Annotated in this window: 21 protein-coding genes; 10 read left to right on the top strand and 11 right to left on the bottom strand. The window is 66.1% G+C overall.

Translation table 11 applies throughout. The features are described from left to right. Positions 1 to 117 precede the first annotated feature (117 nt). Positions 118 to 1,311, top strand: a complete 1,194-nt coding sequence (locus AB8841_RS28625; protein ID WP_370439128.1) for a multidrug effflux MFS transporter — start codon at positions 118 to 120, stop codon at positions 1,309 to 1,311. A 13-nt stretch (positions 1,312 to 1,324) separates the two neighbouring features. On the opposite strand, the gene AB8841_RS28620 is transcribed toward AB8841_RS28625, so the two are convergent. Together AB8841_RS28620 and AB8841_RS28615 are read right to left on the bottom strand one after the other, a co-directional pair. Continuing rightward, positions 1,325 to 1,648 (bottom strand): DUF1330 domain-containing protein, encoded by a 324-nt coding sequence (locus tag AB8841_RS28620; RefSeq protein ID WP_370439127.1) that lies wholly within the window; start codon positions 1,646 to 1,648, stop codon positions 1,325 to 1,327. Between the two features lie 79 nt (positions 1,649 to 1,727). Beyond that, complete coding sequence (locus tag AB8841_RS28615; RefSeq protein WP_370439126.1) at positions 1,728 to 3,875, bottom strand: transglycosylase domain-containing protein; 2,148 nt, start codon at positions 3,873 to 3,875, stop codon at positions 1,728 to 1,730. A gap of 143 nt (positions 3,876 to 4,018) precedes the next feature. On the opposite strand from AB8841_RS28615, the gene AB8841_RS28610 reads away from it, so the two are divergent. Continuing rightward, positions 4,019 to 5,308, top strand: coding sequence for a cation:proton antiporter (locus AB8841_RS28610; protein WP_370439125.1), 1,290 nt, complete (start codon positions 4,019 to 4,021; stop codon positions 5,306 to 5,308). Between the two features lie 3 nt (positions 5,309 to 5,311). Here the strand turns inward: AB8841_RS28610 and AB8841_RS28605 are convergent, their stop codons facing one another. Continuing rightward, positions 5,312 to 6,754 carry a UdgX family uracil-DNA binding protein gene (locus AB8841_RS28605; RefSeq protein WP_370439124.1) on the bottom strand — a complete coding sequence of 481 codons (1,443 nt, stop codon included), beginning with the start codon at positions 6,752 to 6,754 and terminating at the stop codon, positions 5,312 to 5,314. Beyond that, a complete protein-coding gene (locus tag AB8841_RS28600; protein WP_370439123.1) occupies positions 6,751 to 7,965 on the bottom strand; it encodes a putative DNA modification/repair radical SAM protein in 1,215 nt (404 codons plus the stop codon). The genes AB8841_RS28605 and AB8841_RS28600 overlap by 4 nt, the downstream gene beginning before the upstream one ends. Before the next feature lie 442 nt (positions 7,966 to 8,407). On the opposite strand from AB8841_RS28600, the gene AB8841_RS28595 reads away from it, so the two are divergent. The 3 genes from AB8841_RS28595 to AB8841_RS28585 all read left to right on the top strand — a co-directional run bounded on the left by AB8841_RS28595 (position 8,408) and on the right by AB8841_RS28585 (position 11,062). Beyond that, the gene (locus AB8841_RS28595) at positions 8,408 to 9,802 is read left to right on the top strand and encodes a porin (protein ID WP_370439122.1); all 1,395 of its coding nucleotides are present in this window, start codon (positions 8,408 to 8,410) and stop codon (positions 9,800 to 9,802) included. A gap of 176 nt (positions 9,803 to 9,978) precedes the next feature. After that, entirely contained in the window at positions 9,979 to 10,353 is a 375-nt protein-coding gene (locus tag AB8841_RS28590; protein ID WP_370439121.1) for a hypothetical protein, read from the top strand. Between the two features lie 346 nt (positions 10,354 to 10,699). Then, positions 10,700 to 11,062, top strand: a complete 363-nt coding sequence (locus tag AB8841_RS28585) for a ComEA family DNA-binding protein (protein ID WP_370439120.1) — start codon at positions 10,700 to 10,702, stop codon at positions 11,060 to 11,062. Positions 11,063 to 11,118: 56 nt separating this feature from the next. On the opposite strand, the gene AB8841_RS28580 is transcribed toward AB8841_RS28585, so the two are convergent. Together AB8841_RS28580 and AB8841_RS28575 are read right to left on the bottom strand one after the other, a co-directional pair. Further along, a complete protein-coding gene (locus AB8841_RS28580) occupies positions 11,119 to 11,721 on the bottom strand; it encodes a PRC-barrel domain-containing protein (RefSeq protein WP_370439119.1) in 603 nt (200 codons plus the stop codon). A 155-nt stretch (positions 11,722 to 11,876) separates the two neighbouring features. Continuing rightward, positions 11,877 to 12,299 carry an OsmC family protein gene (locus AB8841_RS28575; RefSeq protein WP_370439118.1) on the bottom strand — a complete coding sequence of 141 codons (423 nt, stop codon included), beginning with the start codon at positions 12,297 to 12,299 and terminating at the stop codon, positions 11,877 to 11,879. 123 nt (positions 12,300 to 12,422) lie between these two features. On the opposite strand from AB8841_RS28575, the gene AB8841_RS28570 reads away from it, so the two are divergent. Together AB8841_RS28570 and AB8841_RS28565 are read left to right on the top strand one after the other, a co-directional pair. Continuing rightward, positions 12,423 to 13,061 carry a DUF1345 domain-containing protein gene (locus AB8841_RS28570; protein WP_370439117.1) on the top strand — a complete coding sequence of 213 codons (639 nt, stop codon included), beginning with the start codon at positions 12,423 to 12,425 and terminating at the stop codon, positions 13,059 to 13,061. 65 nt (positions 13,062 to 13,126) lie between these two features. After that, on the top strand, positions 13,127 to 13,675 hold the full coding sequence (locus AB8841_RS28565) for a GNAT family N-acetyltransferase (RefSeq protein WP_370439116.1): 549 nt from the start codon (positions 13,127 to 13,129) through the stop codon (positions 13,673 to 13,675). Between the two features lie 175 nt (positions 13,676 to 13,850). On the opposite strand, the gene AB8841_RS28560 is transcribed toward AB8841_RS28565, so the two are convergent. Genes AB8841_RS28560 through AB8841_RS28545 form a run of 4 tightly spaced genes read right to left on the bottom strand, consistent with a single transcriptional unit; the run spans position 13,851 to position 16,916 of the window. Further along, positions 13,851 to 14,396 carry a regulatory protein RecX gene (locus AB8841_RS28560; RefSeq protein WP_370439115.1) on the bottom strand — a complete coding sequence of 182 codons (546 nt, stop codon included), beginning with the start codon at positions 14,394 to 14,396 and terminating at the stop codon, positions 13,851 to 13,853. Beyond that, on the bottom strand, positions 14,393 to 15,187 hold the full coding sequence (locus AB8841_RS28555) for a phosphatase PAP2 family protein (protein WP_370439114.1): 795 nt from the start codon (positions 15,185 to 15,187) through the stop codon (positions 14,393 to 14,395). Before AB8841_RS28555 ends, AB8841_RS28560 begins: the two co-directional genes overlap by 4 nt. Positions 15,188 to 15,201: 14 nt before the next feature. After that, a complete protein-coding gene (locus AB8841_RS28550) occupies positions 15,202 to 16,395 on the bottom strand; it encodes a winged helix-turn-helix domain-containing protein (protein ID WP_370439113.1) in 1,194 nt (397 codons plus the stop codon). A gap of 26 nt (positions 16,396 to 16,421) precedes the next feature. Beyond that, entirely contained in the window at positions 16,422 to 16,916 is a 495-nt protein-coding gene (locus tag AB8841_RS28545; protein ID WP_370439112.1) for a DUF1772 domain-containing protein, read from the bottom strand. Between the two features lie 192 nt (positions 16,917 to 17,108). Here AB8841_RS28545 and AB8841_RS28540 point away from each other — a divergent pair, with 192 nt between their 5' ends. Continuing rightward, entirely contained in the window at positions 17,109 to 18,611 is a 1,503-nt protein-coding gene (locus AB8841_RS28540) for an MDR family MFS transporter (protein WP_370439111.1), read from the top strand. Positions 18,612 to 18,787: 176 nt separating this feature from the next. Here AB8841_RS28540 and AB8841_RS28535 read toward each other — a convergent pair whose 3' ends face one another. Beyond that, positions 18,788 to 19,018, bottom strand: a complete 231-nt coding sequence (locus tag AB8841_RS28535) for a hypothetical protein (protein ID WP_370439110.1) — start codon at positions 19,016 to 19,018, stop codon at positions 18,788 to 18,790. A 245-nt stretch (positions 19,019 to 19,263) separates the two neighbouring features. Between AB8841_RS28535 and AB8841_RS28530 the strand changes: the two genes are divergently transcribed. Continuing rightward, a complete protein-coding gene (locus tag AB8841_RS28530; RefSeq protein ID WP_370439109.1) occupies positions 19,264 to 20,814 on the top strand; it encodes a helicase HerA domain-containing protein in 1,551 nt (516 codons plus the stop codon). A 142-nt stretch (positions 20,815 to 20,956) separates the two neighbouring features. Next, entirely contained in the window at positions 20,957 to 21,304 is a 348-nt protein-coding gene (locus AB8841_RS28525; RefSeq protein ID WP_370439108.1) for a hypothetical protein, read from the top strand. Positions 21,305 to 21,361: the final 57 nt, after the last annotated feature.

Genomic DNA, 21,361 nt, shown 5'->3' with positions numbered 1-21,361 from the left:
TTGTTATGTTGTACCGTGAACTCGGTGTGAGCAAGAGGGTTTCGTCCTCTGAGAGCCCGTGACAGAACCGGGTTCCCGGCTTAACCCTAAATTCTTCACGTCTCATCCGGCCCTTCCATGCTCAAACCCGATACCCTGGCCCTCACCGTCGTCCTGGCGCTGCTCACCGCGCTCGGGCCTCTTTCGACGGACATGTACCTGCCCTCCCTGCCGGCGATCGCGGCGGGCCTTCAGGCGACGACCGGGCAGGCGCAGATGACGCTCTCGGCGTTCCTCCTGGGCTTCGCGGCAGGGCAGTTCGTCTACGGGCCGGTCTCCGACCGGGTCGGCCGCAGGCCGGTGCTGCTGTTCGGGCTCGGGCTGTTCTCCCTGGCGAGCCTCATCTGCGCGCTCGCGCCCACCATCGAGGTCCTGATCGGAGCCCGGTTTCTCCAGGCGCTCGGCGCCTCCGGCCCCATCGTGCTCGGGCGCGCCATCGTGCGCGACTTCTACGAGGGGCCGCGCGCCGGACGGGAATTGTCCCGCATGGGCAGCATCATGGGAGTCGTGCCGGCGCTCGCGCCGGTTCTCGGCGGCCTGATCGCGCAGGTCTACGAGTGGCGGATGACCTTCGCCGTCATGGTGATCTGCGGCGTTGCGCTGGCCGCGACCGTGCTCTTGCGGCTGCCGGAGAGCATCCGGACGAAATCCGACGCGCCGCTTTCCTTCACGGCGATCCTGGCGGGGTTCGGAATGCTGCTGCGCCACCCCGCCTATCGCACCTATGTGAGCTTTTCCATGCTCGCTTATGGCGGCCTGTTCGCGTTCATCTCCGGCTCGTCCTTCGTGCTGCAGGAGGTGTACCGCCTGGATGAGCTGACTTTCGCCTTCTCCTTCGCCTTCATGGTCGTGGGCTACATCACCGGCACGTTTCTGGCGCAGAATCTCGTCGGGCGGCACGGGCTCGACGGCACGATCCGGTTCGGCGTGGCGGGCCTCGCGGCCGGCGGCGCACTCATGTTTGTGCTCGTCGCGTCCGGTGTGTCCTCGTCCTTCGCCATCACGGGACCGATGGCGATCTACGCCCTGGGGGTCGGCCTCACCATGCCGCAGGCGATGGCCTCGGCCCTGATGCCGTTCCCGGAGCGGGCCGGGGCGGCCTCGTCCCTGCTCGGGATCTGCCAGATGACCTTCGCGGCGATCCTGGGCATCGTGCTGGGCCAGAATCTCGGCGGCTCCGCGCTGCCGCTTCCGACCGCCATCGCCAGCACGGGCATCCTGGCCCTGATCGTCTTTGCGGCGACGGGGCGGGTGCGGGGCAGGGCCGCCTGAGCGGCCTTGGCCGTCACGCCGCCAGGATGTCGGCTGCCTGATGGTCGTCGGGAACGCCGTCGATCAGGATGACGTCACCTTTCGAATGCCGGGTCCGCAGCGGCAGGATCGCCCGATAGGCCGCAGAGGCGTACCAGTCGCGGGCACGGGCCCTGTCCGGGAACTCGATCATGATCAGGTCGCCCGACCATGCCCCTTCGAGGCTGTCCACCGGACCTCCATGGATCATGTACCGACCTTTGAAAGGCGCCAGAGTCGCGTCGATCTTCTGAAGATAGGCGACGATGTCCGGCCCCATGGCGACATCGTACAGGCGGGCGACGGCGTAGGCGGGCATGGCGTGCTCCTTGGCTTGAGGGTGAAGCCAATATGCCGTGCCCGGAGAATTCAGGCGATTACCCGGGAGGTAATGGAATTCAGAGCCCGAACAGCTTCTCGAAGAAGTTCTTCTCGCGGCTGACCCGGCGCTGCGGCTGCGGTTGAGGCTGGGGCTGACCCCAGCCCGTGTCGCCGTTGCCGGCATTGGCATAGCGTGGATCGGTCCCCGAACCGGCGACGGGCACGTCGTCGCGGAAGCGCTCCATGCCGGGCAGCGACACGGGCTGCTTGTCCTTCAGGGCGGTCTTCATGAAGGTGTGCCAGACCTCCCTCGGCAGGTTGCCGCCGCTGACCTTCTTGGTGAGCGCGCCGTCGTCGTTGCCGAGCCAGACGCCCGCCACGAGATTGCCCGTGAAGCCCACGAACCACGCATCCTTGTAGTCGTTGGTGGTCCCGGTCTTGCCGGCCATCGGCCAGCCCGGGATCTGCGCGGCCCGGGCGGTGCCGATCACGAAGGTGTTGTGCATCATCTCGTTCATCATCGCGACCGCGGACGGATCGATGACGCGGCCGAGGCCGCCGGCGGAGGCGGGGCGCTTGTAGACGATCTTGCCGTCGAGGGTCCTGACCTCGGAGATCACGTAGGGCGTCACGCCGGTGCCGCCGTTGGCGAAGGCCGCATAGGCGCCGACAAGCTCGAGGGGCGTCACTTCCGAGGTTCCGAGCGCGAGCGATCCGTTCGCCTGGATCGGCGAGGTGATGCCGAGCCGCTGCGCGGTCTGCGCCACGTTCTTCGGCCCGACCTCCATGTTGAGCTTGACCGCGATGGTGTTGAGCGACAGGGCGAGGGCGTCGCGCAGGGTGACGGGGCCACGATACTTGCGGTCGTAGTTCTGCGGGTTCCAGCCCTTGTAGCTGACGGGACCGTCCTCGACGACCATGTCGGGGGTATAGCCCCGCTCGACGGCGGTCAGGTACACGAAGGGCTTGAAGGACGAGCCCGGCTGGCGGCGGGCGGAGGTGGCCCGGTTGAACTGGCTCGTCTCGTAGTTGCGGCCCCCGACCAGGGCCTGGACGCCGCCATCGGGCTTCATGGCCACGAAGGCGCCCTGGCCCACGTTGAATTTCTGGCCCTTGGCGTTGAGCTCATCCACCAGGGCGTGCTCGGCGGCGGATTGCAGTTTGGGATCGATGGTGGTGAAGACCGCGATATCCCCGTCGATGGTGCCGACGAAGTCGTCGAGCACGTCCATCACGTAATCGGCCGCGTAATTGGCCGAGCCCGCCCCGTTCGGGCGCACGGGCTCGGCCGGCTGGCCAAGCGCGGTCTTGGTCATGTCCGGCGTGATGAAGCCGAGCTCGTTCATGGCCGCGATCACGAGCTGAGCGCGGGCCTTGGCTCCGTCCGGATTGCGGTTGGGCGCGAGCCGGGAGGGCGACTGCACGAGCCCCGCGAGTACCGCGGCCTCCGAGAGCGAGACGTTGCGCGCGGACTTGCCGTAATAACGCTGCGCGGCCGCCTCGACCCCATAGGCGCCGGCGCCGAAATAGACCCGGTTGAGGTAGAGTTCGAGGATCTGGTCCTTCGAGTAGTTGCGCTCGAGCCACAGGGCGAGAATCGCCTCCTGGATCTTGCGCGAGGCGGTGCGCTCCTGGGTGAGGAACAGGTTCTTGGCGAGCTGCTGGGTGAGCGTCGAGCCGCCCTGCAGGCCGCCGGAATGGGCGAGGTTGCGGTAGACCGCACGGGCGATGCCCGTCAGGTCGATGCCGAAATGGTCGTAGAAGCGCCGGTCCTCGATGGCCACGAAGGCCTTCGGGAGATAGGGCGGCAACTCCTTCAGGGCGACGGTGCGTCCGCCCGTCTCGCCGCGATTGGTGATCAGCGAGCCGTCGCTGGCCATGATGGCGATGTTCGGCGGGCGCTTGGGAACGGTGAGCTGGTCGATGGGCGGCAGCTGCGAGGCATAATAGGCCACCACGCCGCCGACGGCGATAACGCCCCAGAGGCAGAGAACGACGCCCGCATAGACGAGCTTGCCGAGGATCGAACGGCCCTTGCGCTTGGATTTCTTGGGACGGGAGCCGCGACGCAGGGGCTTGTCGCCGTCATCGCGCCTGGAACTCCGCCGTCTCGCCATGGATGATCCCCCTGCCCGGTCCTCGGGCGAGAGGTGAAAGTCCAGCTCCCCCGCATCGGCGGCTGGCGCATCGAAAACCGGCTCCCGCCGGTCACGTCCGTTCGCCACGTTTCTCTCAACCCCGCACATTCGCTCGATGCCGGTTTGATTCCGGCCTTCACGCTCTGGAGCACCCTAATTGTGGCGGTTTAAGGGGCGGTTAACCCCTGCAACAGTGGAACTGCCCAGGTCGTGGCCGCGTTCGCTGCCCTATGAGCGCTTACGTCGTCGTGATGGCGGGCTTCGGGGTCATCGTCCTGCTGACCGCCTGGCTCCCCATGGTCCTGAAGGAGCTGCCGCTCTCCCTGCCGATCTTCTGCATTGGCCTGGGGGCGCTGATCTTCGCCATCCCCAACCTGCCCGGGGTGATGCCTCACCCCATGGAGCAGCTCCCCCTCGTCGAGCACGCGAGCGAATTGGTCGTGATCATTTCGCTCATGGGGGCGGGCCTGAAGATCGACCGGCCCTTCGGCTGGAAGCGGTGGACCTTCACGTGGCGGCTGCTCGGATTGTCCATGCCCCTGACGATCCTGTGCCTCGCCTGGCTCGGTTCCAGCCTCCTGGGTCTGAGCGCGGCTTCCGCGGTTCTGCTGGCGGGGGCGCTGGCGCCGACGGATCCGGTGCTGGCGAGCGACGTGCAGGTGGGGCCGCCGAGGAGCGGGCAGGAGGACGAGGTGCGCTTCACCCTGACGTCCGAGGCCGGGCTCAACGACGGCCTCGCGTTTCCCTTCGTCCTGCTCGCACTTTCTCTGGCACAGGGCGGCAGCGTGACGTCTCTGGCCAAATGGTTCGCCTATGCGGTCCTGTGGAAGATCGTGGCCGGCGTCGTCATGGGCTATGCGGTCGGTCGGGTCCTGGGCTGGCTCACCTTCAATCTGCCGAACCGGGCCAAGCTGTCGCGCACCGGCTCCGGCTTCGTGGCGCTGGGCATCACGTGCCTGGCCTACGGGGCTACGGAGATGGCGGAGGGATACGGCTTTCTCGCCGTCTTCGTGGCCGCGCTGGCGCTGCGCGCCACCAGGCGGGAGGATGCCTATCACGAGAAGCTGCACGATTTCGCCGAAGAGCTCGAACGCCTTCTCATGATGGCGCTGCTGGTGCTTCTCGGCGGCGCGATGACGGGCGGGCAGCTCTTTCGGGCCTTGAGCTGGGAGGCGGTGGTCTTCGGCCTGCTGGCACTGTTCGTCGTCCGGCCGCTCGCCGGCTGGATCGGGCTTATCGGAACCAAGTCTCCGGCCGGGGAAAGGCTGGCGATCAGCTTTTTCGGGATTCGCGGGCTCGGCTCGATCTACTATCTCGCCTACGCCCTGCGGCATCAGGATTTCGACCGGCCGGACGCGCTCTGGAGCACGGCGGGCTTCGTCATCCTCGTCTCTATCGTGCTTCACGGCGTCACGGTGACGCCCGTGATGCGCCGCCTCGATCGGAGGCGCAAGCTCACGGCGGGGCCGTGGCGATCGCGCTGGCGGTCACATTGGCGATTCCCCTGGCGATCATCCTGACGATCACTCAGCCGCGAGCGGCAGCTCGCCCGTGTCCGGATCGGCTTGTGCGAGATCGTGGATGCGGCGCAGATCCTCGACGAAGGCCTCGTAGGCCTCGCGCTTCGTCACCTCGTCGGGCAGGCGCAGCAGGTAGCTGGGATGCACGGTGACGTAGCCCAGGTAAGGCCCGAACCGGGCGCGCCCGCGCGAGCGGGAGATGGGCGTGGACTTGCCCGTCAGGGCGAGGAGAGCCGTTCCGCCGAGCGCCACCACGAGCTTGGGGCGCACCAGCTCCAGCTCCTTCATCAGCCAGGGCCGGTAATGCTTCACCTCGCCGGCCGTGGGCTTGGAATGAATGCGGCGATGGCCGCGCTGCTCGAATTTGAAATGCTTGACCGCATTGGTCAGATAGGCGTGTGAGCGGTCGATGCCAGCTTCCTTCATGGCCTTGTCGAAAAGCCTGCCGGCTGGTCCCACGAAGGGGCGCCCCTGCAGGTCCTCCTGATCGCCCGGCTGCTCGCCGACGAACACGATATCCGCGTGCTTCGGCCCTTCGCCGAACACCGCCTGGGTCGCGCCGGGCACCAGCGGCCCCGCCTTGGCGATGATGGCGTTGAGATCCTCGAGCGTCGCGGGCTCCTGATCCCACATGGCTTCGAGAGCCCGTTCGGGTGTACGTTTTGCCGGCATGGTCGCCTCCTGTCCGATCATGGCGTCAACGCGCCGGGAGGCGGTTTGGATCAGGCCCGGAATGGAGGCGGTTTCGGGCAGGTTGCGCCAATATTTCTTCGGCATCTCGGCCCGCATGGCGACGGGGTTCACCCGTGCGGGGTTGAACACGCTCTCGTAATAGCCGCGCCAGCCCTCCTCGAAGCCGTCCTCCGCCGGCGCATCCTCTCGCCGCCCGGGCGGGCCGAAGCGCAGCTCCCGCCGGTCCCAGCGCATGGAGCCCACGGGAGTCAGGATCGTCCAGTCGAGAGAGCGGAAGCGGTCGATGAAGAACGGAGCCGCGGCTTCCAGGACGAAATGCTCCGGTTCATACCAGGCGGCGAAACGCTCGAGATGCTCGGCTTTCATGCGCCGGAAGCGCACGAAGGCGTACATCTTGTGAAGGTCGCGCCGGACCGCGCGGGCCATGGCGTCGATGCGGTGGACGAGCGGGTCGCTCGCCACCTCCAGAAGATCGCGCTCGCCGTTCAGGACGCGCCAGACGAGCTGATAGAGCAGGGCATAGCGTTCGGGATCGCTGTGGCACACGCCGAGCTCGATGAGGCGCGCCACGCCTCTCGGCAGAGACACCGGCGGCGCATCGCGCAAGGCGTCCTCGCCGAAGAGGCCGGGCGCTTCGTCGAGCGACCAGACGACGTGCTGCGGCGCGAGTTCCTCGCAGGCGAGCCAGCGCACGGCCCGGCGAAAACCGTCGAGATCCGCGGCGTTCCGGAGGGTGATGCGGTGAAGGTTCATGCGAACAGGCTCAGTTGTCGGGGCTTCTCGATCAGGCGTTCGCGCAGATCCTGCCGGTCGAGAGTAGCCTTCGGGTGATGATCGATGGTGACGAGGAAGGGCTTGGAGCGCCTGAGGCCCGAGGTCAGGCGGGCCACGTCTTCGAGCCGCAGCGCGGTGTGCAGTCGCGCCGCCACAATCCTGTCGACCGCGCGGGTCCCGAGGCCCGGCACGCGCAGCAGCATCTCGCGCGCGGCTGCGTTCACATCCACGGGAAAGAGGTGGCGGTTCTTGAGCGCCCAGGCGAGCTTGGGGTCGACATCGAGATCGAGCATGCCCTTCTCGCCGCCTTCGGCGATCTCCTCGACCTGGAAGCCGTAATGGCGCATCAGCCAATCGGCCTGGTAGAGCCTGCTTTCACGCAGGAGCGGCGGCGGCTTCAGCGGCAGGACGGCGCTCGAATCCGGAATCGGGCTGAAGGCGGAGTAGTACACGCGCTTCATGTCGTAACGGCCGTAGAGCCGGGCGGAGGTGCTCAGGACCTCCGCGTCGGTGGTGTCGTCCGCCCCGACGATGACCTGGGTCGTCTGTCCCGCGGGCGAGAAATGGCGGCGTTCCTCGCGCGCTTCCTCGATTCGCTCGAACATCTGGGCCATGGCGCCTTCGATCGACGCGCCGTCCTTTTCCGGCGCCAGCCGCTCCAGGCTCTTCTCCGTGGGCAGTTCGAGATTGATGGACAGCCGATCCGCCCAGAGGCCCGCCTCCTCGATGAGCCAGGGACTCGCCTCAGGGATCGTCTTCAGGTGGATGTAGCCGCGAAATCCGTGCTCACGGCGAAGCTTCTTGGCCACCAGCAGCATCTGCTCCATGGTGTGATCGGGCGAACGGATGATCCCCGACGACAGGAACAGGCCTTCGATGTAGTTGCGCTTGTAGAAAGCGACCGTGAGCGTCACCACCTCGTCGACCGAAAACCGCGCGCGTTTCACGTTGGACGAGCGCCGGTTCACGCAATAGGCGCAGTCGAACAGGCAGTAATTGGTCAGAAGGATCTTGAGCAGGGAGACGCAGCGCCCGTCCGGCGTGTAGGCGTGGCAGATTCCGGCTCCCGTGGTGGAGCCCAGGCCATCGATATCGGCCTTGCGCCCATGGGCTCCGGAGGAGGAGCAGGACGCGTCGTATTTCGCGGCATCCGCCAGGATCCGCAGCTTGCGGCTGAGTTTTTCGTCCATGGAAACGGAGGTCTTCCGCTGGATTGTTCGTGCTTTGTTCTAGCATAAAAACCGGCTGATTCGGAATCGGGCCGGACGAGGCGGAGGGTCGCACGGACAGGGAGGCGCCCTGCTGCGGGGGCCGGATGTAATCGGCTCCCGGCTCCGGACGCAAGGGTGCGAATCCCGCCGGATCGAGGAATTCGAGCGGTTCGCATCTGGGCCGCTCCCTGTCAAGCATCGCAAAGAACTCAATCGTATTAATCCTCAATAACAGAGGGAAGGAAAGCCCATCGCATTGCAAATAGTCGTGTTCCCGACCACGAATATTCCACCAGTAGTCGTGGCGTTTCTTGGACGGACGGGAAAAGAAGGCCGCTACCCGCCATGGGTGCTGAAAGCAGGCTTCCCGTCCGGACCAAATGGGTGTGATGCCTGGAGGACCATTGTGATGAAGCCTTTCATGAGCCTTGTCCTCGGATCGGTGGCGGGTCTCGCCACCGTTGCCGGGGCCCACGCAGCCGACCTGCCTGTCGCAAAAGCTGCTCCCGTCGAATATGTTCGCGTCTGCTCCACTTACGGCAACGGATTCTTCTACATTCCCGGCACCGACACGTGCCTGCGTGTGGGCGGTCGGGCGCGTGCCGAGTACCAGTACAGTTCCACCTACGACCGTGATCAGGATGCGGTCGGCTTCTACATTCGCGGCCGCATCCAGCTCGATGTCCGTACCGCGACGGCCTACGGTCTGCTGCGCACGTTCGTGCGCTACGAGATCACCCGCACGACGGGAACGCCGTTCAACCTGTTCGGCGGAACGGCCGGCGTCAGTAACGGCATTCCCAATACCGGAACGATTTCCACATCCCCGCAGGTGGCCGAGGCGTTTGTCCAGTTCGGAGGCCTGACGGCCGGTCGCGCTGTCTCGTTCTTCTCGGACGGCGACCTTCCGACCGAGCATTTCGGCACCCTGCGCTTCGACGACGCGCCGGACGTCAACCTGCTGGCCTACACCTTCTCTTTCGGCAACGGCTTCTCGGCCACCCTGTCCCTCGAAGATCCCGATGACCGCCGTCTTACCGGTTTCATTCCGGGCGGGTTGGCCGCGGCCGAGCTCTTCTATGGTGGCGACCGGATGCCCGACATCGTCGGCAACCTCAAATACGTGGGAACCTGGGGCAACGCTCAGCTCTCCGGCGCGCTCCATCAGCTTCGGAGTCTGGATCTCACCAACCCGGTCGGCGGACCTGTCATCTTCGGTCCAGGCGTCGTCGGCACGATCCCGGATACCGAATACGGCTTCGCCGTCGCGGGCTATCTGACCTTCAATCTTCCACAGATCGCCGCAGGAGACGCTCTCTGGATCGCCGCGACCTATACGGACGGGGCCCTCGCCTACATGAACGGCGGCAATTCCGTCACCGCTGTCGACCCGATCAATGAACTCGGCGCCTCCGGGGCGGTGGGCATGGTCGACGGCTATATCGATCCGATCACCGGAGACATCAAACGCGGTCGCGGCTGGTCCATCGCGGGCGGCCTGCGCCACTATTGGACGCCGGATATCCGCCAGTCGGTCTTCGGCTCGTATATGCGGGTCGAGTACGGAGGAGGCGCTTCCGCGATCGCTCCGGGCGGGTTCGCCGTGGGGCTCTCGGACTTCAACGAGTTGCGTCTCGGCTCGAATCTCATCTGGTCTCCGGTGTCCGGCCTCGATCTCGGTCTCGAGATCATGTACGCCAAGATCGATCCCCGGGGAGACGTGTTCGTGCCGTCGAGCGTCGTAGGAGTTCCCGGGACCGTCCAAAGCTCGTCCCATGGCTGGGAGGGACGCCTGCGCGTGCAGCGCGACTTCTAAAGGCCTTCCCGTCGGGACCAGACAGACCTCGCAAGACCTCGCAAAACCCCGGCTCAGACCGCCGGGGTTTTGCCATGGCCCGGCCCTGTCATCACAGGAGCGCGATCATGGCTGTTCGCGAGGAACGCCGATCCGGTGATCCCGATTGGTATCATGGCCCTCGAAAGGAGGTGCACATGACCAGAACCCTCTTCACAACCGTCGCAGTTACCATGTTTGGAGCCGCTGCCATCCTGGCCGGCACAGCCACCGTGTCCCGTGCACAGGACCGGTCGCCTAACGACGTCGCCGCGCTGCTCGATTCGGCCCAATACGCGCAGCAGGCGGCGCCGCATTATTACCGGACGCCTCACCAGAGACGGCTGGAGCGCAGGGCGATCATCGGGGAAGAGCCTCTCATCACAGGCTCGGTCCCCGGAGTGCCACCGCTGACCGCGCCTACTCCTCCATCCGAGGAGTGGCGGCCTTGCCTGCCGGGAGCGGATTGGTGCACGGCTGCGGGCTATCCCAATCTCGGCTATTACCGGCGCCTGGAGGGATACCCGTTCTGAGCATCGAACGCGAAAAGTGGATTTGCACGTTTGGATCCATCCGAGGCTCCTGACGAACGCAGCGCATCGCGCATGCTGAAAAACCAAGTCCACTTTTTGCACAATGCGCCAGAAGGCAGCCGTGGGTGAGCCGACCGAGGCTGCTCGCCTCATCCCGTTTGCAGGTCGTGCGGCGACGCCGGACGCGATCTGCAAACGGGGGGCTTGCCGGCGGCTCAACGCGCAGGATGGGCATCAGGAGCGAATCTCAACGCCGGAAAACAGCCCGTTCAGGGGAGCCTTCGGCGGGTTTCGGCATTTTGAAGAAAGCGGCCTGATCATGGCTGGCGAACAGAAGGAGGATACAATGCATCTGTCCCGTCTCGGAGCGATCACTGCTCTCGCTTTCCTGCTCACCTCACCGCTTCTGGCGCAGACCACCGCACCAAGCACCAGCACTCCGGCCAAACCGCCGGCAAGCGCGGCCATGCCGGCGCCTGCCGCAAAGCCGGCGCCCAGCTCGACAGCCTCGGTCGGCAAGCTCATCGACATCAACTCGGCCTCCAAGGACGAGCTCGACAAGCTGCCTCAGATCGGCACCGCCCGGGCCGATGCGATCATCCAGGGCCGCCCTTACAAGGCGAAGAGCGATCTCATCGACAAGAAGATCATTCCCCAAAACGCCTATGATGCGATCAAGGACCGCATCATCGCGCACCAGAAATCCTAAATCCAACAAAGAGAAAGGGGCCCTCGAGGGCCCCTTTCCCGTATCCGCCGAAGCCTTTAGCGGTTGTACTTGAACTCGGGCATGCCCTTGAGCTGGTCCTTGGTCATGTTGACCAGGGCGTGATCGGGCGCGGAACGGTCCGCAGTGCTGCTCGTCGTGCCGGCCACGGAACCGGTGGTGTTCGGAGCAGCCGTGTTCGGAGCGGTCGTGTTGTTCATGGCCGTATTGCCGGTGCCGGCCGTGCCGCTCGTGCCCGTATTGGACGCCGACGTGTTGGAGCGCGGCTCGTTCACGAACTTGACCTGATCGAACGGAATGGCGACGTCGTGCTCGCCCATGCCGAGGAAGCCGCCGACGCCGACCACGACGGCCTGGACCTTGCCGCTGTCGTCGAGCAGCAGTTCGCTGATGTCGCCGATCTTCTCATTGTTGTTGTTGTAGACGTTCAGGCCATCGAGCTTCGAGGCGCGCCACTGACCAGGCTGCATCTGGGTCATGACGTTGCCGCTGTTCATGCTCGACGAGCCGGTGGTGTTGTTCATCGTCGGGGCCGCACCGGTCGAAGGGTTCGTCGTGGAACCGGACGAAGTCTGCGCCAGGGCCGGAGCCGCGAACAGAGCCGAACCCAGCAGAGCCACCGCAAGATGTTTCGCAACCATGAGTATTCCTCCTAAGCGTGAGAGTACGGCGTGAAGCGCCGCTTGGTGTCTCAACGGGCCAAGTGGGAATTGGTTCTGTCGATCGGGCCAGAGAATCGCGAGCATTCAAAAATGATGGCCGGGACGAGCCCGGCCATCATAGGAATCGTGTCGGTTCACGCGAGGGTGAAATCCATGGTGATTTCGGCGTTAAGCACTTTCGAGACCGGGCAATTCTTCTCGGCTGTGCGGGCGAGTTCCTCGAACTTGGCGCGGTCGATTCCCGGAACATTGGCTTTGAGCGTCAGTGCCGATTTCGTGATCACGAATCCGTCGCCCTGCTTCTCGACCGACACCGCGGCTTCGGTCGAGAGTTCCGTCGGGGTAAAGCCCGCTCCCTGCAGCTGGAAGGCAAGGGCCATGGTGAAGCAACCGGCATGCGCGGCGGCAATCAGCTCCTCCGGATTGGTGCCCTTCTCGTTCTCGAACCGGGTCTTGAAGGAATAGGGTGTGGACGACAGCACGCCCGAATCCGACGTCAGCTGCCCGGAACCGTCCTTGCCCGTACCCTGCCAGACGGCTCTTGCCTTGCGGTTCATCGCGATCTCCTTTGAAGGTTGACGGGGGTGATGTAGGACAAAGCTCATGGGACTCCAGTCGGGGCCTGCAAAACAGCGTTGCCGCCGGGTCGGCCCCGAAGCCCGGCCGAACGAGACACGTCGATGCTTCATCTCAAATCCCGCCTGCGGCCCCGGCTCTTCGGTTCGACTGTCCTGGCGATCGTTGTCTACGCGCTCCTGCCGCAGAGTTGGGGGGCGGTCTTGCGGTTCCTGGTGGCGTGGGATGTCGGCATCGTCTGCTACCTGACCCTGGCCGGGATCATGGCTGCGCGCTCGACGATGGCCATCATGCAAAAGCGGGCGGAGGAGGAGGACGAAAAGGCGGTGGTCTTCCTGATCCTGACCCTGTCCGCGGCTGTGGCCAGTCTCGCGGCCATCGGGATCGAGCTGTCGGGCATCCATACTGCGCGCAGCCAGGAGGCTTTCCGTCTGGCTGTCGCCGGGGTCACGATCCTGTGCTCCTGGCTCTTCGTGCATACGATCTATGCCATTCACTACGCCCATGAGTATTACGGCGACGAAGGCGAGCGGAGAGGCCTGGTCTTTCCGCACGACGACAAGCCCGATTATTGGGACTTCCTGTACTTTTCGTTCAATTTCGGCGCAGCCGCCCAGACCTCGGACGTGGTGATCGTCTCCAAGCGCATGCGCCGCCTGAGCCTGGCACATGCGATGCTGGCCTTCCTGTTCAACACCACCATCCTGGCTCTTGCCGTGAACGTGGGGGCAGGGCTGCTCTAAACAGGAGACCGCCGACGCAACGCATCTCCATTGCATTGCGCCCGCGGTCGCCGCAAATTGTCACGATGTCCATATCGTCCCATTCCGCCGCTCCCACGCTCGAGACGGAGCGGCTCGTCCTTCGCATGCACGGCATCGCGGATTTCACGGAAAGTCTTGCGCTCTGGCGCGACCCGGAGGTGACGCGCTTCCTCGGCGGCAGGCCCTTCACCCGGGAGGAGATATGGGCCCGCCTCGTTCGCTATGTGGGACATTGGGCGCTCCTGGGCTTCGGCTATTGGGCGGTCGAGGAGAAGACCACCGGCCGCTTCCTGGGGGAGGTCGGCTTCGCGGATTTCAAGCGCCATATCGAACCTTCGTTCGACGGCTTGCCCGAGGTCGGATGGATGATCGCACCCCATGCCCATGGCAAGGGCTACGCCACCGAGGCGGTGCGCGCCGCAATCGCCTGGGGCGATGCTCACTTCGAAGGCGAGCGAACCGTCTGCATCGTCGCTCCGGAGAACCGGCCCTCGATCCGCGTCGCGGAGAAATGCGGATACCGGGAGTTGCTGCGCACGACCTACAAGGACAATCCGATGATCATGTTCGCGCGGGACAATCCGGGGGCTTAGAGCATCGTGCGGACCCAGCGGGCCGCGCTAGAGCATCGTGCGAAGAAGTGGGAACCGGTTTTTCGCGAAAAACGATGCTTCGCCAAAGAGAAAGAGCAAGCATTCTGATCCCGTCAGAATGCAATTTGCTCTAGCGAAAAGTTGATCCGGTTTTCCGCAAGAACGATGTGCTCCTTCAGGAGGGGGGATCGTCTCCCTCGCCCTCGATGACGCTGCGCGCCACGTCGAAGCGGAACCCGGCGCGCGCCATGGCCGCAAGGTCCTTGTCGCGGTAGGGTGCTCGCTCGCCGGGGCGATAGGGACCGAGCTTGCGGCGGCGGGCGAAGGCATGGGCGGCCTTGTCCTCGTCCTCCTCCTCGCCGCCTTCGAGCGCGGCCGCGATGGTGCCGCGGTCGACGCCCTTGGCCGAGAGCTTCGCCTGGATGGCGCGCGCCGAACCGCCGCGGCGGCGTAGGGTAGCCACGCGGGCCTCCGCGTAGCGGGTGTCGTCGATAAGACCAGTGCGCAGGCTTTTGGCCACCACCTCGTCGATCATGTCGTGAAACGCCGCCGGATCCTCGCCGCGCAGGCGGCAGCGCCTGTCGGCCTTGCGCCGGAGGACGCGGCGCAGATTCTCGGCCGAGGATGCATAGCGTTCGAGATAGGCGAGCGCCGCCCGCTGGAGATAGGCCGGGGTGACCTTTCCCGGGATCTTCCGGACGGGCTTTTCGTCCTCCGTCATGTCCGGTCGGCCTCGGGCGGAAGGGAGGTCTCGCCCGGCTTCTCCACTTGGCCCTTGCGCTGCAATTGCAGGGCCACGAACCAGCAGAGGGATGCCCAGGCCGCCCCTACGGCCCAGCCGGCCAGCACGTCGCTCGGCCAGTGCACGCCGAGATAGACGCGACTTGTCCCGACCAGGAGAGTCAGGACGATGGCGAGACCCATGATGAAGGCCTTGATGCGGCGGCTTCTCTCCACCCGGGCGAGCAGGGCCCCGAGCGTCAGATAGGTGATGGCCGACAGCATGGCATGGCCGCTCGGGAAGCTCGCCGTGTAGACCCGCGTGGCATGGGGAACGAGGTCGGGCCGGGGCCGCTCGAAGCCGAGCTTGAGGCCTGCCGAGAGCAGAGCGCCGCCGATGACGGATGCGAGCACGAGCAGGGCGGCGGCGCGCTTTCCCGCCATCAGCAGATAGGCGACCGTCGCGGCCGTCAGTAAGGTGAGGATCGCGTAGCCGCCGAGCCCCGTGAAGTCCCGTGCCGATTCCTCCAGCCAGCCGGGGCCGATGGGGTCGGCGAGATTTTGGGGATTGCGCAGGGCCAAAAGGACGACGCTGTCGAAGGCGTGGGTCTCGCCCTCGAGAACCTCGCCGGCCAGCGCGATGAAGGCCCAGGCGAACAGGCCGCAGGCGGCCATGGAGACGAGCGGCCCGATTTCGTTCAGCCGGAGGCGAAGCCACAGGCTTCTGATGGGGGAGAAATACCTGTTCATGCCCGCCGGAAATAGGGGCGGGAGGCGATCCGGCGAGGCCATGTCGGACCTTAAGGTCAGAGCCCGAGCCGTCCGCGCCATGCCTTGGGCGCGTCGATGCGGGTCAGCCCCAGCCATTCGGCCATCAGGCGAAGCTCCTCGCTCAGAGCGGGGGCGATCTCCTCGGGCGCGATGGAGGCCTCGGGGTGGATCGAGTGGACCACGAGAGCGCCCCGGGAGCGGTCGGCCTTCAGGTCCAGGCGGCCGACGATCCTTTCGCCGAGCAGGAAGGGCAGACAGTAATAGCCGAATTCGCGCTTTTCGGCGGGCGTGTAGATCTCGATCCGGTACCGGAAATCGAACAGGCGCTCCGTGCGCGTGCGCTCCCAGACGATGGGATCGAAGGGCGAGACGAGGGAGCGTGCTTCGATCCGGCGCGGAAATCTCGCCTGCGGATCGAGGTAGACCGGCCCGTTCCAACTCTCGACGGTGACGGGGACGAGATCGCCCGCTTCCACGAGCTCGGGGATGCGGGCCTTCGCGTCCTGCGCCTCCAGGCGGAAATAATCGCGCAGGCAGCGCTCCGAGGCGATCCCCAGGGCGCGGATCGAGCGCCTCAGCAGCTCGCGCTGTGCTTCATCCTCGGCGGGCGTGGCCGTGTTCAGCACGTCCGACGGCAAGGCCCGCTCCGGCAGGTCGTAGATGCGCTCGAAGCCCCGCCGCGTTGCGGTCGTCACCTCTCCAGCCCAGAACAGCCATTCGAGGGCGCGCTTGCCGTCGCTCCAGCCCCACCAGGCGCCCTGGCTCTTGCCGCCAATGGAGAGGTCGCCGGCTCCGATGGGCCCTCGCGCCTGGATCTCCCGCCGCACCTCCTCGATGAAGCCGCGCTTCTCCCGGCCGAATCGCGCGAGGCCGCCATAGATCCCTTCGCCCCTGGCGGCGCGCGCCATGCGCCAGCGGAACTGAGGGTGAAGATCGAGGGATATCAGAGAGGCTTCGTGGCCCCAGTACTCGAAGGTCTCCCGCTTCCTTCGATGATAGGCGAGCTTTTCGAGCAGATCCCGGTCATAGGTTCCGAGCCGGGAGAACAGCGGCATGTAGTGGGCGCGCACCAGCACGTTCACCGAATCGATCTGCAGAAGGTGCGAGCGCTTCAGCAGGCGTTTCACGTGGCGGGCATTCGCGCCCTCCGGCCGCGCCTCGTGAAATCCTTGGGCGGCGAGGGCGATGCGGCGGGCCTGGGCGAGGGAGAGCTTGGTGCGGACGGTCATGGGCTCGGTGCGAAACAGACAACCAGCTAGCGTGACCGCGAGGTTTTGGGCAAGGGCCTTGTGCGCGGCACAACCGCGAGCGCCGTCGCCACGAAGCCGATGAACTTGAGGGCCGCCACCGCCATGTGCCCCGTCTCCCACCGGTCGCGGATCGCGGCAAAGTCTTCGGGTATTGGTCCGGGCCGCCACGTGGCGAGCACGTTGTTCGCAGGCCAGACCCAGGCGAACCAGACGGCGAGGCTCAGCGCGAAGAGCAGGCAGCTTGCCAGGGCCGGCCTCCGGCGCTCCAGGTCGCGCCGCAGCAGAAAGACCAGGAAGGCCGTTGCCGCGATGGCCGCGACGTCGAGAGGGCCGCCGACGAGGGCGAAGAGTGCGAACTGGCCGTTGAAGACCGTTGCCTCGCGCCACAGCTCTGGCGGCCACGCGATCAGGCGCGGCGGCGCCTCCAGGACATGGGCGAAGGAGGGGCCCAGGCTCAGGGCAGCCAGACCGAGGGTCACAAGACTCCAGGTTCGAAGCATCCTGTCGGTCCTTTCAGGCACTCATGGGAAACACCCGGTTGCGTGAACCGTTCTCTCCAGCGACGGCGTCGCTCTTCCGGTGCGTCCGGAGCCGGCGGCCGCCACTTCCGGCGCATATCTGCCCTGCAAAAGGATTTGAGACAAACCCGCGCCGATCTCCTAGACGGGCTAGCCCAACCGCGAAGGATGAAGATGGATCAGCCAGTCCCCAAGGCCACGAGAGGCCATGCAGCTCCGGCCCTGAGCCACGCCGAGATCCGCACCATCATCGTCGGCATCATGCTCGCGATGCTGCTGGCGGCCCTCGACCAGACCATCATCGCGACGGCGCTGCCCACCATCGGCCGCGAGCTCGGCGATCTCGAGCACCTGCCCTGGGTGGTGACGGTCTATCTCCTGACCTCCACGGCGGTCACGCCGCTCTACGGCAAGTTCAGCGACAGCCACGGACGGCGGGGCACCATGCTGATCGGCATCGTGATCTTCATCCTCGGCTCGATCGCCTGCGCGGCCGCGCCCAGCATGCTCATGCTCATTCTCGCGCGCGGCCTGCAGGGTCTCGGGGGAGGCGGCCTCATCGCGCTTGCTCAGACCATCGTGGCAGATATCGTGGCTCCCCGGGACAGGGGAAAGTACCAGGTCTATTTCGCCAGCGTCTTCATGACGTCGAGCCTCATCGGCCCGGTGCTCGGCGGGTTCTTCGCGGAGCACCTGCACTGGTCGGTGATCTTCTGGATCAATCTGCCGCTCGGCCTCGTCGCCTTCTTCCTGGTCTCCCACAGCCTCAAGAAACTGCCGCGCCACGACCGCCCCCACAAGCTCGACCTCCTCGGCGCCCTGCTGCTCGTGAGCGCCACGGTCTCGCTGCTCCTGGCCCTGAGCTGGGGCGGCCTGCGCTATCCCTGGCTCTCCCTGCCGATCTTCGGCCTCGTCCTGGGCTCACTGGTTTTGTGGGGCCTGTTCGCGATCCGCATGCGCCTCGCGCCGGAGCCCCTGATCCCGCCGGGCGTGCTGCACAATCCCGTCGTGCGCATGGGCGTGCTCTCCGCCTGCTTCGGCATGGGCACCTATATCGGGCTCACCATCTATCTGCCGGTCTATTTCGAGGCCGTGCGCGGTCTCTCCGCTTCCATGTCGGGGCTGGCGCTCATCCCGCTCATGGCCGGCACCGTCTGCGGCGCCACGATCTCCGGGCGCAGCATGGCCAGGGTGAAACATTACAAGCGCCTGCCCATGATCGGCCTCCTCGTCGCCATGGTGGCGACCGGCCTGCTCGCGGCTTTCGCCCACACCCTGCCTCTCGTCATGGTCGAGGTTCTGCTCGCGGTCATCAGCATCGGGCTCGGCACGCTGCTTCCGGTCTCGACGGTCGCGATTCAGAACGCGGTGCTGCCGCACGAACTCGGCACCGCTACGGGAACGGCCAATTTCTTCCGGTCCCTCGGCGGCGCCCTCATCGTGGCGGTCTTCGGCGCCATCGTGCTCAGCGGCGCGGGGCTCTCGGGAGCGGCGAGCTTCGAGAGCCTGGCCGGCGCGGCGGCGCAGAGCGGCATCGATCTCGGCAGCATCTTCGCCTATGTCTTCGTCGCCGCCGTCGCGGGCTTCGGCCTGGCGCTGGCCTTCCTGTTCGCCATGGAGGAGCGGCCCCTGCGCGGCGGCGCCGCGAGGGCGGCGGAAGCGGCGATCGCCGATTAGAGCACCGAACGCAAAAGTGGGAACCGGTTTTGCGTGAAAAGATGCTCACAAGAACATAGACCTACAGCATCGGATGTGGATTCGATTCCACGTCGGATGCTGGAAGGCACCGAACGCGGGAAGCGGGGACCGGTTTTTCCGTGAAGAAGTGCTCGAGAGCGTGGACCTCATGCATCTCAGACCCGCCTGCGAATCAGGATCCACGCGGCGCCGAGGACGATCAGCAGAACGAGGATGATCCCGGTCGTCTCGAAGACGGTCTCGGCCCGCTGCTCCGCGGCCGGGGGCGGGCCGAGATCGGCTCCTTGATCGAGGATCGGGCGGCGACCGAGCGCTTTGAAAACCGGCACGTCCCGACCGGCGGGCAGGAAGGAAAGGACGCCAGGGGCCAGGACATGCGGCGGCACGGATTCCTCCGAAGCTTGTGCGAGAATCCCAGCTTGGCCTTGGTCGTGGCCGGAAACGTGGCTGGTTTCCATCAAACCTGCGGCGTCATGCCTGGGGATAGCGGGGCTTGCCTGTGGAGGAACCCGCCGTCCCGGGCACTTTCACGAGCCTTGCCGTGTTAGCGGATCGAGCCTGAAGGGCATTCCCCTTTCGGGTCCGATGCTCTAGGACCGGAACGAATTTCGAACATGGAAGAGGGAGGCTGATGAAGGTCGGGATCGACATGGGGGCGGTTTCCTCCACCCCCGGAGGACAAAGGGCCCAGCTCGATCTGGAAGAGCTTCTGGCGACGCGTCTGCTCGTCCAGGGTAATTCCGGATCCGGCAAATCTCACCTCCTGCGCCGCCTTCTCGAGCAGAGCGCATCCCTGGTCCAGCAGGCCGTCATCGACCCCGAAGGTGATTTCGTCACGCTCGCCGACAGGTTCGGCCATGTGGTGGTGGACGCCTCCCGCAGCGAGGGCGACATCCAGCGCATCGCCGCCCGGGTGCGCCAGCACCGGGTCTCGGTGGTCCTGAGCCTGGAGGGCCTCGACGCCGAGGCGCAGATGCGCTGCGCCGCCGCCTTCCTGGGCGGTCTCTTCGATGCGGAGCGCGATTTCTGGTATCCGATGCTCGTGGTCGTGGACGAGGCACAGCTCTTCGCCCCGGCCGCCGCGGGCGAGGTGTCGGACGAGGCCAGAAAGGTCTCGCTCGGGGCCATGACCAACCTCATGTGCCGCGGCCGCAAGCGTGGGCTTGCGGGCATCATCGCCACCCAGCGTCTGGCGAAACTCGCCAAGAACGTGGCGGCGGAAGCCTCGAACTTCCTCATGGGCCGCACCTTCCTTGATATCGACATGGCCCGCGCCGCCGACCTTCTGGGCATGGAGCGCCGCCAGGCCGAGATGTTCCGCGATCTCGAGCGCGGCCATTTCGTGGCGCTCGGCCCTGCGCTCTCGCGCCGCCCGCTGCCGATCCGCATCGGCGAGGTGGAGACCGCCGCCCGCTCGGGCTCCTTCAAGCTCATGCCGCTGCCCGAGCAGCAGAGGGAGGATGCGCGCGACCTCATCTTCAAGGCCGGCGAGGACGAGATGGCCGCCCGCCCGGCCCTGCCGCGCCGCACCCCGCCTCCGCCGCCGGCGCCGTCCACCAACGATCTTCTGGCCCAGCTCGCCCGCACCCGCGCGGCGGCCACGCCGGAGCCCCAGGCCGAGGAGGTCACTGCGGAGACGAAGGCTGAGCGCGAGGCGGCTCTCGATGCGATCCTGCGCGAGATCCTGGACGATCCCGAGGCCGCCTTCCGGTCCGTGGCTGTGCTCTATCAGGATTTCCTCGTGCGCTGCCGCATCCGCCGCATTCCCGGCGAGCCCTTGAATCTCAACACTTTCCGCCGCCGCCTCGCGGTCGCCCGCGCGGGCGTCGATACGGCGACGGCCGAGGGCACCGAATGGGACCGCGCGGTCGCCTTCGCGGGCGCGCTGGAGGAGGACATTCAGGGCGTTTATCTGCTGCTCGCCCGCGCCGCGATGGAAAGCTCCGCGTGCCCGCCGGACGGCGAGATCGCGCGCGCCTGCGGCAGCCGCTCGCCGGGCCGTGCGCGCCGTCTCATCGCCTATATGGAGAGCCGCAACATCGTCGTGACCCGCAACGACCCGCGCGGGCTTCGCATCATCGCTCTGCCGGATCTGGGCTGGGAGACGGGTCCGGGAGATCCGAACGCCTTCGAGGAGCCGGTCGCCGCGCCGGACACCCGCGACCTGTTCGCGACGGGGTGAAGGCGGATTGTCCGGGAATATAGACCGGATATCACACCCGGAGATTCGAGCAAGGGCCCTCCGGTTCTACGGGATCTGCGCCTTTCGCGCTTCTTTTCCTTTGCCTCGACGACACATTGAGGATGAACGGAAAGGGGGCAGCATGAAGGAAGGCGATCGGCTCAAACTCGTCCGCATCCTGGGGATGCTGGGGTCGGATCATGCCGGCGAGCGGGCGGCGGCGGCGCTGGCCGCGCACCGGCACATCAGGGCGATGGGAACCAGCTGGGGCGAGATCTTTCGCCCGCAGCCGCGCATCCGCCCCGGCGACGTCATCGTCAGGACCGTCTATGAATACGGCATCGACCACGCCCGCGCCGCCGAGGCACGGATGCGCCAGCTGCGTGGAGAGATCGAGACGTTGCGGCGCGAGAACACTAGGCTCAGGAACAGGCTTGCCGTGCGCGCGGACCAGGAGCGCCGTGCGCGCATGAACGGCATTGAAGCCTGAGACGCACGGCTCTTTCCCATTGGGCGAACCGGAGATAGGTTGCCCGCCACGCACCAT

It is taken from the genome of Microvirga sp. TS319 (assembly GCF_041276405.1).
Lineage (GTDB): Bacteria > Pseudomonadota > Alphaproteobacteria > Rhizobiales > Beijerinckiaceae > Microvirga.
The sequence above is the reverse complement of the archived record's forward strand: the minus strand, read 5'-3'. Positions and strand labels throughout refer to the sequence as shown.

Coding starts and splice junctions, on each gene's coding strand:
- AB8841_RS28625 (WP_370439128.1), top strand. CDS start 118: ATGCTCAAACCCGATACCCTGGCCCTCACCGTCGTCCTGGCGCTGCTC.
- AB8841_RS28620 (WP_370439127.1), bottom strand. CDS start 1,648: ATGCCCGCCTACGCCGTCGCCCGCCTGTACGATGTCGCCATGGGGCCG.
- AB8841_RS28610 (WP_370439125.1), top strand. CDS start 4,019: ATGAGCGCTTACGTCGTCGTGATGGCGGGCTTCGGGGTCATCGTCCTG.
- AB8841_RS28605 (WP_370439124.1), bottom strand. CDS start 6,754: ATGAACCTTCACCGCATCACCCTCCGGAACGCCGCGGATCTCGACGGT.
- AB8841_RS28600 (WP_370439123.1), bottom strand. CDS start 7,965: ATGGACGAAAAACTCAGCCGCAAGCTGCGGATCCTGGCGGATGCCGCG.
- AB8841_RS28595 (WP_370439122.1), top strand. CDS start 8,408: ATGAGCCTTGTCCTCGGATCGGTGGCGGGTCTCGCCACCGTTGCCGGG.
- AB8841_RS28590 (WP_370439121.1), top strand. CDS start 9,979: ATGACCAGAACCCTCTTCACAACCGTCGCAGTTACCATGTTTGGAGCC.
- AB8841_RS28585 (WP_370439120.1), top strand. CDS start 10,700: ATGCATCTGTCCCGTCTCGGAGCGATCACTGCTCTCGCTTTCCTGCTC.
- AB8841_RS28580 (WP_370439119.1), bottom strand. CDS start 11,721: ATGGTTGCGAAACATCTTGCGGTGGCTCTGCTGGGTTCGGCTCTGTTC.
- AB8841_RS28575 (WP_370439118.1), bottom strand. CDS start 12,299: ATGAACCGCAAGGCAAGAGCCGTCTGGCAGGGTACGGGCAAGGACGGT.
- AB8841_RS28570 (WP_370439117.1), top strand. CDS start 12,423: ATGCTTCATCTCAAATCCCGCCTGCGGCCCCGGCTCTTCGGTTCGACT.
- AB8841_RS28565 (WP_370439116.1), top strand. CDS start 13,127: ATGTCCATATCGTCCCATTCCGCCGCTCCCACGCTCGAGACGGAGCGG.
- AB8841_RS28560 (WP_370439115.1), bottom strand. CDS start 14,396: ATGACGGAGGACGAAAAGCCCGTCCGGAAGATCCCGGGAAAGGTCACC.
- AB8841_RS28555 (WP_370439114.1), bottom strand. CDS start 15,187: ATGGCCTCGCCGGATCGCCTCCCGCCCCTATTTCCGGCGGGCATGAAC.
- AB8841_RS28550 (WP_370439113.1), bottom strand. CDS start 16,395: ATGACCGTCCGCACCAAGCTCTCCCTCGCCCAGGCCCGCCGCATCGCC.
- AB8841_RS28545 (WP_370439112.1), bottom strand. CDS start 16,916: ATGCTTCGAACCTGGAGTCTTGTGACCCTCGGTCTGGCTGCCCTGAGC.
- AB8841_RS28540 (WP_370439111.1), top strand. CDS start 17,109: ATGGATCAGCCAGTCCCCAAGGCCACGAGAGGCCATGCAGCTCCGGCC.
- AB8841_RS28530 (WP_370439109.1), top strand. CDS start 19,264: ATGAAGGTCGGGATCGACATGGGGGCGGTTTCCTCCACCCCCGGAGGA.
- AB8841_RS28525 (WP_370439108.1), top strand. CDS start 20,957: ATGAAGGAAGGCGATCGGCTCAAACTCGTCCGCATCCTGGGGATGCTG.